At 70.8% G+C, this 13623-nt stretch carries 12 protein-coding genes; 6 read left to right on the forward strand and 6 right to left on the reverse strand.

Translation table 11 applies throughout. The features are described from left to right. The first annotated feature begins 27 nt into the window (after positions 1-27). The 4 genes from VHU88_15205 (at position 28) to VHU88_15220 (ending at position 6994) form a co-directional block, all read left to right on the forward strand. Positions 28-1764 (forward strand): HAMP domain-containing sensor histidine kinase, encoded by a 1737-nt coding sequence (locus tag VHU88_15205; protein ID HEX3613033.1) that lies wholly within the window; start codon positions 28-30, stop codon positions 1762-1764. A 34-nt stretch (positions 1765-1798) separates the two neighbouring features. Then, complete coding sequence (locus VHU88_15210; protein ID HEX3613034.1) at positions 1799-3433, forward strand: trypsin-like peptidase domain-containing protein; 1635 nt, start codon at positions 1799-1801, stop codon at positions 3431-3433. Between the two features lie 554 nt (positions 3434-3987). Continuing rightward, the gene (locus VHU88_15215) at positions 3988-5499 is read left to right on the forward strand and encodes a TldD/PmbA family protein (protein ID HEX3613035.1); all 1512 of its coding nucleotides are present in this window, start codon (positions 3988-3990) and stop codon (positions 5497-5499) included. A 103-nt stretch (positions 5500-5602) separates the two neighbouring features. After that, entirely contained in the window at positions 5603-6994 is a 1392-nt protein-coding gene (locus tag VHU88_15220) for a metallopeptidase TldD-related protein (GenBank protein ID HEX3613036.1), read from the forward strand. Positions 6995-7094: 100 nt separating this feature from the next. On the opposite strand, the gene VHU88_15225 is transcribed toward VHU88_15220, so the two are convergent. Together VHU88_15225 and VHU88_15230 are read right to left on the reverse strand one after the other, a co-directional pair. Beyond that, positions 7095-7622, reverse strand: coding sequence for a hypothetical protein (locus tag VHU88_15225; GenBank protein ID HEX3613037.1), 528 nt, complete (start codon positions 7620-7622; stop codon positions 7095-7097). 181 nt (positions 7623-7803) lie between these two features. Beyond that, entirely contained in the window at positions 7804-8016 is a 213-nt protein-coding gene (locus VHU88_15230) for a dodecin (GenBank protein HEX3613038.1), read from the reverse strand. A gap of 128 nt (positions 8017-8144) precedes the next feature. Between VHU88_15230 and VHU88_15235 the strand changes: the two genes are divergently transcribed. Further along, entirely contained in the window at positions 8145-8498 is a 354-nt protein-coding gene (locus tag VHU88_15235; protein HEX3613039.1) for a DUF3099 domain-containing protein, read from the forward strand. Between the two features lie 539 nt (positions 8499-9037). Here VHU88_15235 and moaA read toward each other — a convergent pair. Next, positions 9038-10030, reverse strand: a complete 993-nt coding sequence (gene moaA / locus VHU88_15240) for a GTP 3',8-cyclase MoaA (protein HEX3613040.1) — start codon at positions 10028-10030, stop codon at positions 9038-9040. Positions 10031-10274: 244 nt separating this feature from the next. On the opposite strand from moaA, the gene VHU88_15245 reads away from it, so the two are divergent. Beyond that, positions 10275-11108, forward strand: a complete 834-nt coding sequence (locus tag VHU88_15245; protein HEX3613041.1) for an SURF1 family protein — start codon at positions 10275-10277, stop codon at positions 11106-11108. 4 nt (positions 11109-11112) lie between these two features. On the opposite strand, the gene VHU88_15250 is transcribed toward VHU88_15245, so the two are convergent. The 3 genes from VHU88_15250 to VHU88_15260 form a co-directional block, all read right to left on the reverse strand. Further along, on the reverse strand, positions 11113-11883 hold the full coding sequence (locus tag VHU88_15250) for a Sir2 family NAD-dependent protein deacetylase (protein ID HEX3613042.1): 771 nt from the start codon (positions 11881-11883) through the stop codon (positions 11113-11115). Positions 11884-11976: 93 nt separating this feature from the next. Continuing rightward, positions 11977-12447, reverse strand: a complete 471-nt coding sequence (locus tag VHU88_15255; protein ID HEX3613043.1) for a hypothetical protein — start codon at positions 12445-12447, stop codon at positions 11977-11979. A gap of 291 nt (positions 12448-12738) precedes the next feature. Continuing rightward, positions 12739-13554 (reverse strand): enoyl-CoA hydratase/isomerase family protein, encoded by an 816-nt coding sequence (locus VHU88_15260; GenBank protein ID HEX3613044.1) that lies wholly within the window; start codon positions 13552-13554, stop codon positions 12739-12741. Positions 13555-13623 lie beyond the last annotated feature (69 nt).

The following is a 13623-nucleotide window of genomic DNA, read 5'->3' on the forward strand; positions in this document are numbered from 1 at the left end:
GGCGCGCCCGGCCGGTTGGTGGCCCCGGTGAGCGCGCCCCCCGCCGACGACCGCGTACGCCAAGCACCCGACTGGTTGCGTCGCCCGGCCGGGCCGAGCACCTCCTTCGGCGAGGCCCCGCCGAAGGCACCGGACCGCGCCGACTGGGCCGCGCTGATCGACGGCGCCACGCCCGCCAGGCTGCGCGACATCGCGGCCCTGCGCCCGACGAGCCAGGAGCTGCCGCCGGGGCCGTCGCCGCTGAAGGTGCGACAGTGGCGGGCGCTGCCGCAGATGCTCGTCACCGGGTTCTCGAACCTGAGCCTGCGCGTCCGGGTCGCCGCGCTGGTCGCGGTCGTCGTGGGCATCACGGTCTCGTTGACGTCGCTGGCGGCGTTCTTCACGATCCGCACCCAGATCTACGACTCCTTCGACCAGAGCGTGATCGGTCGCGCCCAGGCCGTCCTGCAGGTGCAGGACATCGAGGGCCTGGTCCGACTGCCGAAGGGGATCTTCGCGGCGGCCGACACCCGTATCGCGCTGCTCGACCCCAACCCGCAGGACCTGCCGATCCGGTTGAGCCCGGAGGACAACCCACCGATCGGCCCGCAGGAGAGGGCGGTCGCGGCCCGACTGCCCGACGGTCGGCCCGTCTCCCCCGGGTCGATCCGGACCGTCGCCTGCCACCCGAACCCGGACATCATCCTGTGCAAGGAGGGTTCGCAGTTCCGCGTCGTCGCGATCCCGGTGCCGAAGGGCCTGAACACCACCGGTCTGAAGGACCCCAAGGACGAGAAGAACGCCCAGGTCAACCCGAACCCGCCGACGGCGCTGGTGTTCGCCGAGTCCACCGACCAGATCGACCGCACCCTGCGGGCCCAGGAGACCGCGCTGCTGGTGATCGGCGTCGCCGGTGTGGCCCTGGCCGCATACGCCGGCGTGCTGGTCGCCCGGCGGGGACTGCGGCCGGTCACCGACCTCACCGTGGCCGTCGAACACGTGGCCCGCACCGGTGAGCTGCAACTGATCGACGTGCGCGGCGACGATGAACTGGCCCGGCTCGGGAACAGCTTCAACGCGATGCTCACGGCCGTCGAACGGTCCCGGGAACGGCAGCGGCGGCTGGTTGCCGACGCCGGCCACGAGTTGCGCACCCCGCTGACCAGCCTGCGGACCAACCTGGACCTGCTCAAGCAGGCCCACGGCGGCCTGGGCCTGTCGGCCACCGACAAGGCCGAACTGCTGGACGACGTGGTCGCCCAGGTCGAGGAGCTGACCGGGCTGGTCAGCGACCTGGTCGAACTGGCCCGCGACGACGTGGAGAAGTCCGAGGGTCGCCCGGTCGACATGGCCGAGGTGGTCAACGCGGCCGTCGAGCGGGCCCGTCGACGCGCGCCGGAGGTCCACTTCGACGTCCGCGTCCGGCCGTGGACGGTGTTCGGCGACGCCCGGGCGCTGGAGCGGGCCGTGCTGAACCTGCTCGACAACGCCGGCAAGTGGAGCCCGGCCGGTGGCACGGTCACGGTACGGCTCTCCGACGGCGTGGTCAGCGTCGCGGACGAGGGTCCCGGCATCGCCGAGGCCGACCTGCCGTTCGTGTTCGAGCGGTTCTACCGGTCCGAGGAATCCCGGACGATGCCGGGCTCCGGGCTGGGGCTGGCGATCGTCCGACAGGCCGCGGAACGTCATGGGGGAACCGTTACCGCGGACCGCGCACCCCAAGGCGGTGCCCTGATGCGGCTACGTTTGCCCCATTCCTCTTCCGTAACACACACGGGCCCCTAATCGTCCTGACAGGCGATCTGGGAATCTTGGGTGTATGGATGACACCGACGCCCCGATCCCCCCGGACAGCAACAACCCCTGGGGAACCCAGCCGCCCCAGCCGCCCGAGTCGGCCCCGGGTGAGCACCCGCCGAACGCCGGCGGGCAGCCGGGCGCCGGCCACGAGCCGCCCCAACCCGAGGCGGAGGCTCATCCGCCGTACCAGCAGCCGACTCCCCAGCCGCCGCCGTACGACTACGGCAGCCACGGCTCCTCGGGCTCCACCGGCGCGCAGGGCTACCAGTCGGCCTACGAGGCCGGCTACGCGGGCGACACCGGCTTCGGGCAGTCCGCCTACAGCCCGACGCCGGCCTACGGCGCCGCCACCTATGGGACCAGCGCGTACGGGACCGGCGCCACCGCCCCGTTCCCCGGCCTCCCGCTGCCGCCGCCGCGCAGCCGCACCTCCGCCGGCTCGAAGACGCTGGTGGCGATAGCGCTGGTGGCCCTGTTGGTCGGCGGTGGCATCGGCGGCGCGGCCGGCTACCACGCGGCGAACAGCTCCAGCAGCCACGTGATCAGCTCGCTCGGCCCGCCCGCCGGCAGCGGCAGCGTCGAGCCCGGCGGCGGGAGCATCCAGCAGGTGGCGGCCAAGGTGTTGCCCAGCGTCGTCTCGATCGACGTCAGCAATCTGCCCAGCAACACCAGTGGCTCGGTCATCCCCGGTTTCCCGGGCTTCGGCGGCAACGGCAACGGCAACAGCAACGGCGGGTCCGGCTCCGGCTCCGGGTCGGGTTCGGGCTCGAGTTCCGACACCGTCGAGGGCAGCGGCAGCGGCATCGTGATCAGCAACGACGGGCTGATCCTGACCAACAATCACGTGGCCGGTCAGGGCGACCTCGCGGTGACCTTCCAGAACGGCAAGACCGTGAAGGCCACGCTGGTGAAGGCCGACCCGGTCACCGACCTCGCGGTGATCAAGGCCGACGGCGTGACCGACGCCACCCCGATCAACTTCGGCCGCTCCGCCGAGCTGTCCGTCGGTCAGCAGGTCGTCGCGATCGGCTCCCCGCTGGGCCTGTCCGGCACGGTCACCAGCGGCATCATCAGCGCGCTGCACCGACCGATCCAGCCGCAGGAGGACACGCAGGGCAGCGGGACCACCAACGCCAACAGCGAGGCCAACGTCATCGACGGCGTCCAGACCGACGCCCCGATCAACCCTGGTAACTCCGGTGGCGCGCTGGTCGACATGAACGGCAACCTGATCGGCATCACCTCGGCGATCGCCACGCTCGGCGGCGGTCCGTTCGGTGGACAGAGCGGTTCGATCGGCCTCGGCTTCGCGATCCCGGCCGACGAGGCGAAGCTCGCGGCCGACCAGTTGGCCAAGGGCCAGGCGGTCGCGCACGCCCTGCTCGGCGTGCAGGTCTCCAGCTCCCCGAACCTGCTGCAGCGCGGCGCGCTGATCAAGTCGGTCACCGCCGGCGGGCCCGCCGACAAGGCCGGGTTGAAGAAGGGCGACCTGGTCATCAAGGCCGACGACCGGATCATCGACACCTCCGATTCCCTCGTGGCCGACGTCCGGTCCCACCAACCCGGCGACAAGGTGACATTGACCTACATCCGAGGGAACGCAACGCAGACCGTCGACGTCTCATTGGGCAGCGACGCAAGTACCGGTCACTGATTCGAGAACTCCATCGGGGAACTCCGCCGGCGCCCTGCCAGGGCCGCGGAGACGGCACCACCGTCGGGTCTGCCTTCACCCGGCGCGCACCACCCGCGGCTCCGCGGACTGACGAAACCGGGACGTTCGTCAGTTCGCGGGGCCGTGCCTGCTCAGGCGGCCTGTGTTCGCGGAAAGCGCGAACCATTGTTTCGTCGGCTAATTCATTGCGACGCTCCGCGTCGCTTCGCGGCGGCTGCGTCGCCCCTGCCTCGCCCCGCAGGCGGCCTGATTCCGCGTTTTGAATCCCAGTTACCGAGGGTGTGACGCCGGGTCACGCTCAATTCCTGACATTTCCGGAATAACCCCCATTTGACTGGTTCCGTTTTCTCGGTGTCGAGTCGTGAGCACCGGGCAACCGGTGGGACGAAACTCACGGCCACTCCTTGGGGCGGCGACGTCCGGGCCGGCTGTCGACGTCACGGATGAACTGGCCGTGCGCGCGACGAAGGAGCACGCGCGCCAGGAATCCGACCATGCGCACTGCGGGCCGGCCGTGGTCATAGGGTCGTCCGGTGACCCACTCCATATCTGCGGAATTCCTGGCCCTGCCCAGCGCGAGGCTCGCTGACGCGGCCTTGTCGACTGCGCGCGCCGCGGGTGTCTCGCACGCCGATTTCCGGCTCGAACGACTGCAGTCACAAGGCGTCCGACTTCGGGACGGCCGACTCGAGGCCAACGCCCGCAGCTCCGACATCGGCTACGCGGTCCGCGTCGTTCTGGACGGCACGTGGGGGTTCGCCTCAGGCGTCGACCTGACCCCCGAAGCGGTGTCCGCCACGGCCGCTGCGGCGGTCGAGGTCGCGCGGGTCTGCCGTCCGGTCAACACCGAGCCGATCGAACTGGCCGCCGAACCCGTCCACGGCTCACGCACCTGGGTCTCGGCCTACGAGATCGACCCCTTCGACGTCTCGGACACCGAGAAGATCGCCGTGCTCGGAGACTGGAGCCGGCGCCTGCTCGACCACGCCGCGGTGTCCCACGTGGACGCCTCCCTGCTGGCCGTCCACGAGAACAAGTTCTACGCCGACCTGGCCGGCACCACGACCACCCAGCAGCGGGTGCGCATCCAGCCGAACCTGGTCGCCACCGCGATCGACGCCACGGCGGGTCGCTTCGACACGATGGAGACCATCGCCCCGCCGGCCGGCCGTGGCTGGGAGTACGTCCAGGGCACCGGCTGGGACTGGGAGGCCGAACTCGCCCAGCTTCCCGACCTGCTGGCGCAGAAGCTGGCCGCGCCGTCGGTTGAGGCCGGCGACTACGACGTCGTGATCGACCCGACGAACCTGTGGCTGACCATCCACGAGTCGATCGGGCACGCCACCGAGCTGGACCGGGCGCTGGGCTACGAGGCGGCCTACGCGGGCACCTCGTTCGCGACCCCGGACAAGCTGAACACGCTGCAGTACGGCTCCTCGCTGATGAACGTGACCGGTGACCGGACCGTGGAGCACGGGCTGGCCACCATCGGCTACGACGACGAGGGCGTGGCCACCCAGACCTGGGACATCGTCCGCGACGGGGTCCTGGTCGGCTACCAGCTGGACCGGCGCATCGCGGCCCGAACCGGCGCGGACCGGTCCAACGGCTGCGCGTTCGCCGACTCCCCCGGCCACACCCCGATCCAGCGGATGGCCAACGTCTCCCTGCAGCCGGCCGCCGACGGACCGTCGACCGAGGACCTGCTCGCCGAGCTGGACAACGGGATCTACATCGTCGGCAACAAGAGCTGGTCGATCGACATGCAGCGATACAACTTCCAGTTCACCGGGCAGCGCTTCTTCACCGTCCGCAGCGGCAAGATCACCGGCCAGGTGCGCGACGTGGCCTACCAGTCCACGACCACGGACTTCTGGGGTTCCATGGCGGCCGTCGGCGGCCCGCAGACGTACCTGCTGGGCGGGGCGTTCAACTGCGGCAAGGGTCAGCCGGGCCAGGTCGCGGCGGTCAGCCACGGCTGCCCGTCGGCGCTGTTCCGCGGGGTCCGGATCCTGAACACGCTGGCGGAGGGTGGGCGCTCATGAGTGAGCGCAGCGAGCGAATCAATGAACACAGGTTCTTCGTGCCTCATGCGAGCGCCGAGCGCCCGATGACCCCAGCGACCACCCAGCGCAGCGAGGCGGTCGTATGAGAGTGCAGGAGATTGTGGAACGAGCACTGGCCGCCTCGACGGCGGACGGCTGCGTGGTGATCGCCGAGGAGTCCAGCAGCGCGAATCTGCGCTGGGCCTCGAACACGCTGACCACCAACGGCGTCAGCCACGGGCGGCAGGTCGTGGTGGTCGCGACCGTGGACGGCGCCCAGGGCACCGCGACCGGTGTGCTCTCGCGCAGCAACCCCGACCCGGAGCAGCTCGATGCGATCGTCGCGGAGGCCACCGCGGCCGCCCGCGACAACGAACCAGCCGACGACGCGATGCCGTTCGTGACGGCCGCCGAGGCCGGTCCGAGCGGCGACTGGGCAGCCGAACCGGCGCGCACCTCGATCGGCGTGTTCCAGGACGTTGCGCAGGCGCTGGGAGCCGCGTTCGGCGCTGCCCGCGACGACGACCGACTGCTGTTCGGATTCGCCGAGCACACCCTCAGCACGGTCTACCTCGGGACGTCGGCCGGGCTGCGACTGCGTCACGAGCAGCCCACCGGTCGGCTGGAGCTGAACGCGAAGTCCACCGACTACAGCCGCTCGGCCTGGGCCGGGGCCGCAACCCGCGACTTCGCCGATCTCGACGTGACCACGCTCGACGCCGACCTGATCGAACGGCTGGGCTGGGCGCAGCGCCGGCTCGACCTGCCCGCGGGCCGCTACGAGGTGGTTCTGCCGCCGACCGCGGTGGCCGACCTGATGATCAACGCCTACTGGTCGACCGCAGGCCGCGACGCGATCGAGGGCCGCACGGTGTTCTCGGCCCCCGGGGGACGCACGCGCCTGGGCGAGAAGCTGACCGAGCTGCCGGTTTCGTTGCGCAGCGACCCGGCGGCCCCGGGGCTCGAGTGCTGCCCGTTCGAGACGGCCGCGACCTCGGACAGCACCTCGTCGGTCTTCGACAACGGTCTGGCGATCGGCGGGACCGACTGGATCCGCGACGGCGTGCTGACCAACCTGATGCACTCCCGCTGGTCGGCCCGCGAGTACGGCGCCGAGGGCCCCACGCCGGGCGCGGACAACCTGGTGATGTCGGTCCCGGACCCGGTCGGCGACCTGGGCGACCTGATCCGCCGGACCGAGCGCGGCCTGCTGCTGACCTGCCTGTGGTACATCCGCGAGGTCGACGCCCAGACCCTCCTGCTGACCGGCCTGACCCGCGACGGGGTCTACCTGGTCGAGAACGGCGAGGTCGTCGGGGCGGTGAACAACTTCCGCTTCAACGAGAGCCCGGTGGACATGCTCGGCCGGTTGATCGAGGTCGGCCGGGCTGAGCGCGCCCTGCCGCGGGAGTGGGCCGACTGGTTCACCCGGGTCGCCATGCCCCCGGTCCGGGTGGCGGACTTCAACATGTCGTCCGTCAGCGCCGCCACCTGACGGCAGCTGAACAAGATCGTGAGGCCCGGGGCGCGACGCGCCGCCCCGGGCCTCACGGCTGTCACCGCAGTGTTCGGCAGCCTTCGGTGCGGGCGCCGGGTCAGCTGAAGTTGGACGCGTACTTGGAGCAGTACAGCGTCGAGGCGCCGAGCAGGAAAGCGCGCGATTGGGCTGCCGTCAGGCTCGCACCGTCCTCGACGCCGCTCACCAGGTCGGCCGGCTTGGTGCCGCCGGCCAAGAGGCTGCAGGCGGTCGAGGCGGCGGTGGCGGGTGAGCCGCCGGCGCCGAAGTCGAACCCGAGGGCCTTGTCGTAGGCGACCAGCGCGGTGTGCTTCTGCGTCGAGCTGAGCGACCCGGGCGGCAGCGCCGCGATCGCGGAGGCGACCTTGTCGGCGAACGTGGGCTTGGCCGCCGCGGACGGCGTCGGCGTCGGCGCGGGCGGCGCGACTGCAGCCGATGAGTCCGGGGTGGTCACCTGGGCCGCGGCGCCGCCGCGGCCGTTGATCATCAGATAGCCACCGGCCACCAGCGCCGTCACCATCAGGCTCATCACGACGATCCGGGCCCCGGCGCGCGCGGCGCCGACCATTCCGGAGTCCTCGTAGTCGTGCTCCGTCGCTTCCCGCATCCCGGCCCCCCGCTCACGACCGACCGGCCGCGTCAAGGGCCGGACGGATGATGCTCGTGCAGCGGTGGGACGCCGGCGGAGCCATTCCGGATCCCCGGCCGGCGAAACCTTTCCGCAGGCCAGGGCCAGGATGGGCGGCTACGTCACCGAGGTCCGCAATATCCCCTAGCGGATCGGCCGATCACGGGTCTTCCAGCCGGAAGCCCAACTTCAGCCCGACCTGGTAGGTGTCGACGTCGTCGTCGCGGATGTAACCGCGGATCTCGGTGACCTCGAACCAGTCGACGTGGCGCAAGGTCAGCCCCGCGCGGGAGATCGCAGCCCGGATCGCGGGCTCGATCCCGTCCTTCGACGTCCCGACCAGTTCGGTCACTCGATACGTCCGGTCGGTCATACGCACTCCTAGCTGTCGGGACGGGCTGTGCGCACATGTTCCTCGGTCCCCTCGGAACGGCCGCACCCACCCCGGCGCTTAAGACGTAACGTGTACAGGCACAACACTCACAACCGGAACGAGGCCCGATGCGGAGGAAGCCCGCGGCGCAGGTCTTCCGCGTCACGGGCGCGCGCGAGAGCCGCAGTGCCGATGTGCGACGTCGGTACCGCCGCTACGCGATCTCGATGAGCATCCGAACCGCGTGCTTCGTCGCGACCGTTCTGACGCACGGCCCGACCCGGTGGGTGATGTTCGCGGCCGCCGCGCTTCTGCCTTACGTAGCGGTCGTGATGGCGAATGGCGGGCGCGTTCCGGACCACGATTCAGTGGCCCCAGTTGTTTTGCCGTCACGCACGGAATTGCCGCCTATCCGGCATTCTCCGACCGTTCGGACGGGAGAATCCACCGGATCCCAGAACCAATCGCGAAACACTTTCTGAGTGTCGCCTCGGGCGACACGCCCGGCATGCCATACTCGCATTCGTCCCGCCCAGTACGGGGCGTCGGCAGGCGATGCCGGGCAGCTTCCCCCGTGGCTACCCGGCATCGCCTGCGGCGTTTCCGCGGCCTGGTCGCGGAAAGCGCTCCCCGGGACGCCGCAGGCCATCATTGCGGCGCTTCGCGCCGCGGCGGGGGGCTTCGCCACCCCGCGCCCCCCGACGTCGCCGTGGCTCGCTACGCTCGCCGGCTGCGCTCCGGTGGGGCGTCCTTGCCGTGCTCGCTGCGCTCGCCGGCTGCTCGGGGCAGTCCTTGCCGCGCTCGCTCCGCTCACCGGCTCCTGAGGGCAGTCCTTGCCGCGCTCGCTCCGCTCGCCGGCTCCTCAGGGTTATCCCTTGCCGCGCTCGCAACGCTCGCCGGCTCGTGGGGCATCCTGGACTTGCCGGCTTCGCCGACCGGGCTCTGGGCCCGCACTTCTGTGGTTGCGGTGGTGGCGGCTGGGTCAGGCGCCCAGGCGTTACTGGCGAGGCCGTGCGGCGCCTCAGCCGCCGATGGCCGACATCGGGCGCGTCGGCTGCAGGAACGTCGGGTCGTCGATGCCGTGGCCCGCACGCTTGCCCGCGACGGCCGCGCGCCAGCGCACGGCGAGTTCAGCGTCGCTTGCACCGGCGCGCAGGGCACTGCGCAGGTCGGACTCCTCGCGGGCGAACAGGCAGTTGCGCACCTGGCCGTCGGCCGTGAGGCGGACGCGGTCGCAGTCGCCGCAGAACGGACGCGTGACACTCGCGATGATCCCGACCGTCTGCGGGCCGCCGTCGATGTGCCAGCGCTCGGCGGGCGCGTTGCCGCGGGCTGCGGCAGGCTCGGGGCTGAGGTTGAAGATCGCCGACAGCCGCGCGAGGGTCTCCTGGGCGGTGATCATCTGGTCGCGCGACCAGCCGTGCTGCGGGTCCAGCGGCATCTGCTCGATGAACCGCAGCTCGTAGCCGTGCTCGAGGCACCACTCCAGCAGGCGCTCGGGCTGCGAGTCGTTGATCCCACGCAGCAGCACCGCGTTCACCTTGACCGGACGCAGCCCGGCGGCGTCCGCGGCGGCCAGACCGCGCAACACGTCGGCATGCCGGTCGCGCCTGGTGATCTGGAAGAACTCCCCGGGGTCGAGGGTGTCCAGCGAGACGTTGACCCGGTCGAGGCCGGCGGCGGCCAGCGCGGGCGCGAGGCGCTCCAGGCCGATGCCGTTGGAGGTCAGCGACATGCGGGGGCGCGGTTTGAGCTGACCCACGCGCTCGACGATGCCGGTCAAGCCCTTCCGGACCAGCGGCTCACCGCCGGTGAAGCGCACCTCGGTGACACCGAGCATGCTGACGGCGATGTCGACGAGCCGGACGATCTCGTCGTCACTCAGCAGCTCCGGACCAGGCAGCCAGTTCAGGCCCTCCGCGGGCATGCAGTAGGTGCACCGCAGATTGCAACGGTCCGTCAACGACACGCGCAGATCCGTGGCGACGCGGCCGAACGAGTCGCGCAGTGCCACAGGTCACTCCTCCACGCGTCGGATAGCCCGCTGAGTCGAGCATTAGCCTAAGGCAAACGGCCCAGATGGGAATTGTCGTTCGAAAGCGCTCTGACCTGTACAAATGCACATATCCAGCCGCAACTGCGGACGGAATGCGGTTCTACGGCACGCAATAGCAATGCATTGCTGCGCGGAAAAATCTTCCCGCCGTGCGCCGAACGGCGGCCGCGAACCACTGATCGACGCAAGGAGGCGACCCATCATGGCTGTCTCCAGCGACCGGCGAAACTATCGCGAGTTCCTGCTGACGCCGCGCTGGCTGTCGCTGCTCCTGATCGCGCTGCTCTCGATCCCGGCCTGCGTCGAGCTCGGCCGTTGGCAATGGCACCGCCTCGAGCAGGCTCGGGCGAACAACCATCTCATCACCGACAACTCACGGGGCACCCCGGTGCCGGTCGACCAGTTGAGCAGCGTCGGCGGCACCGTGACCGGGACGCAGCGGTGGCGGGCCGTGGAGGTCAAGGGCACCTACGACGGCGGCCACACCCTGCTGGTCCGCAACCGCAGCCGGGACAACGGCCCGGGCTTCCAGGTCCTGACGCCAGTAGTCACCGCCGGCGGCACCGCGGCGGTCGTCGACCGTGGCTGGCTCCCCGCTCCGGAGCCCGGCGGCCTGCCCGACCTCCCGGCCGTGCCGACCGGTGCGGTCACCGTCACGGGGCTGCTGCGCCCAACCGAGACCCAGCCCAGCCGCGGGCCCCACGACGGGCCGGACGTCCCCGCCGGTCAGGTCGTCCGCATCGACATCCCGCGGATCTCGAAGAACCTGCCGTACCCGGTCTACGCCGGATACGTGGACCTGCGCGCCCAGGACCCGGCGCCGCCGATCGTCGACGGACAATTCACCCCGGACCCCGACTCGCTGCCCGGCGGCGAGACCGAGATGCTGCACCTGGCCTACGCCTCACAGTGGTTCGTGTTCGCCGGTGTCGCCCCGCTGGGCTTCTTGATGCTGGTGCGCCGCGAGGCGGCCGACCGCCGAGACGCCCGCGGCAGACCGGCCCCGAAGGGCGGCACGCCGCTACCGACGACCTGAGATCTCAACCCGCTCGGACCTCGACGCACGGCGCCACCAGCGCCGGGAGCACCGCACCGATCCGGCCGCGGAGCACGGCGGCCGCCGCGGAGTCGTAAGGGGTCGGGTCGGCGTTGACCACGACGAGTCGCGCCCCGTGCCGAAGCGCCACCTCGCACATCCCGGCCGCCGGGTTCACCTGCAGCGTCGTGCCGACGGTCAGGAACAGGTCGCAGTCGGCCGCCGCCGCCAGTGCGGCCTCGATCACCTCGGTTCGCAGCGACTGCCCGAACGAGATCGTCGCGGCCTTCTGGATGCCGCCACACTCCGCGCAGATCGGGTCGACCTCACCGGCCGCCACTCGGGCCAAGGCGTCGACCATCCGTGTCTCGCGCCCGCAGGACAGGCACTGGACTCCATAGAGGGTGCCGTGCAGCTCGACAACCCGTCCCGGGTCGGAGCCGGCCCGCTGGTGCAGGCCGTCGATGTTCTGGGTCAGCAGGGCGCGCAGGCGACCGGAGCGCTCCAGGTCCACCAGTGCGCGGTGGCCGGCGTTGGGGGCCGCGGCCCAGGCCGCATGGTCGCGCCGGTTGATCCAGGCGCGCTCCCGCAGGCCTGCGTCGCGAACGTACTCGGACAGTTCGAACATCCGGGCGGCGGACGGGTCGCGGGTCCACAACCCGTTCGGGCCGCGGAAGTCGGCGATTCCGGACTCGGTGGAGATGCCCGCGCCGGTCAGCACGGTCACCCGCCGAGCGGCGGCCAGCCACTGCCCCACCACTTCGATGTCGTCCACGATCGGCGAGCTTATTTCGCCGGCGGCGCGGATCCGGGACTGCACGAGGCCCGGCTCTCCCCTCCGGGAGCCGGGCCTCGCGAGAACTTCGGATCAGGACTGGACGAGTGCTCGCAGCGGAACGGCCGGGGTCCCGCAGCGGTGCGCCAGCGCGTAGGCCTCGGGGTCGCTCTCGTAGCGGCCGACCAACACGATCAGGTCGACGGACCGGACCTCGACCTCGGTGGGCAAACCGTTGCTGATCGGACCCTCGAACTCGGTCGGCAGGATGTCCTCCAGCACGACGACCAGGCCCGCGGCCCACATCGCCTCGACCGCCGAGACCCAGTGCAGGTCGTTCTCCAGACCGATGACGTGGACCCGGACGCGCCGGAAGATCGACCCGTAGATGACGGCGGAAACGCGTTCGGCGTCGCTCACCCCGGCATAGACCAGCCGGGCCGCGCGCAGTTCGCGCGAAGCCTCGGTCTCCTCGCTCAGACGTGACCGGCTCCACGAGGGATCGGGCGCCTGGGTGTCATCACGGCTGAAATCGGCGCCGTAATCCCGGTCCTGATCGGACATTCGTCCCCCTGGCTTCGCGCCGGCCTCCCCAGCCGATCGCGGATAAGACGCAGCGCATCCAGGTTCGGTACCACTCCAGCCGCGAAACCATACGTTCGGACGATGTTCAGGTGCGTGCTGTCACACAACCTGACCTGCAGAAACCTGGGCAAGCAGGCCCTGACCCGGACGTCTCGCCGTCGATTCCGGAGACTCTTTCGGCCCAGCTCCCCGCCGGTCGGGTGATCACCCGTTCGGCCCAACCGGGGATCCGCGGACCGGGGTCGAAGGGTCACAACCGCTCCAGCAGGGTCAGCCGATCGCTGTTCCCATCGCCCGCAGCAAGGGCACCTGCAGGACGCGCTCCATGCGGTTCTGCTCCGCGAAGTCGCGTCCTGCCGCGCCGAGCAGGAGTTCCTTGATCGAGCGAACCGCATCCGTCGAGTTGGCAAGCACCGAGCGGCACATCTCGAGCGCGGCCGCAGGCAGCTCGGCGACCGGCACCAGCTGGTTGACCAGTCCGAGTCGGTCGGCCTCGGCCGCGTCGACCCAGCGGGCGGTCGTGCACAGGTCGAGCGCCCGGCCGTAGCCGACCAGGCGGTGAAGGGTCCCGGTGCCGGTCAGGTCGGGCACCAGGCCGAGCGCGGACTCCCGCATGCAGAACCTTGCATCGTCGGCGACCACGCGGATGTCAGCGCCCAGCGCCAACTGGAACCCGGCGCCCACCGCGGCACCCTGCACGGCCGCGACGGTGATCCAACGTGGGTCGGCCAACCAGGTGTGCGCCTGCTGCAGTGTTTCGATCCAGACCTGGATCTCGGTGTCGCTGCCCTTGGCGATCTGCGCGATCGACGGCTCCCCCGGGACGCCTTCCGGACTGGCCATCCGCAGGTCGATGCCGGCGCAGAACACCGGGCCCTCACTACGCACCAGGACTACCCGGACCTCGGCCGGGAGCAGGTCCGGGACGGCAGCCAGCGCCGCCCAGGACGAAGGGGTCATCGCGTTGCGACGGGTGGGCCGGTCGAGCACGACCGTGGCCAACTCACCGTCGACGAGCAGGCGGACATCGCCCGCAGTCAGGATCTCGGCTTCGACGCGGTGGCCGGCCTGGGTGTCTGTGTCCATCGGCGAAGAATAAGACGCCGACGGGGCGTGCAGCCTACGCCCATACGCGCCTGCACGCCGATCATCGAT

It is taken from the genome of Sporichthyaceae bacterium, from assembly GCA_036269075.1.
Taxonomy (GTDB): Bacteria; Actinomycetota; Actinomycetes; order Sporichthyales; family Sporichthyaceae; genus DASQPJ01.

Excerpts from the sequence above, each read along its gene's own strand:
- VHU88_15210 (HEX3613034.1), top strand. The coding sequence starts at position 1,799 with ATGGATGACACCGACGCCCCGATCCCCCCGGACAGCAACAACCCCTGG.
- VHU88_15220 (HEX3613036.1), top strand. The coding sequence starts at position 5,603 with ATGAGAGTGCAGGAGATTGTGGAACGAGCACTGGCCGCCTCGACGGCG.
- VHU88_15225 (HEX3613037.1), bottom strand. The coding sequence starts at position 7,622 with ATGCGGGAAGCGACGGAGCACGACTACGAGGACTCCGGAATGGTCGGC.
- VHU88_15230 (HEX3613038.1), bottom strand. The coding sequence starts at position 8,016 with ATGACCGACCGGACGTATCGAGTGACCGAACTGGTCGGGACGTCGAAG.
- VHU88_15235 (HEX3613039.1), top strand. The coding sequence starts at position 8,145 with ATGCGGAGGAAGCCCGCGGCGCAGGTCTTCCGCGTCACGGGCGCGCGC.
- VHU88_15245 (HEX3613041.1), top strand. The coding sequence starts at position 10,275 with ATGGCTGTCTCCAGCGACCGGCGAAACTATCGCGAGTTCCTGCTGACG.
- VHU88_15255 (HEX3613043.1), bottom strand. The coding sequence starts at position 12,447 with ATGTCCGATCAGGACCGGGATTACGGCGCCGATTTCAGCCGTGATGAC.
- VHU88_15260 (HEX3613044.1), bottom strand. The coding sequence starts at position 13,554 with ATGGACACAGACACCCAGGCCGGCCACCGCGTCGAAGCCGAGATCCTG.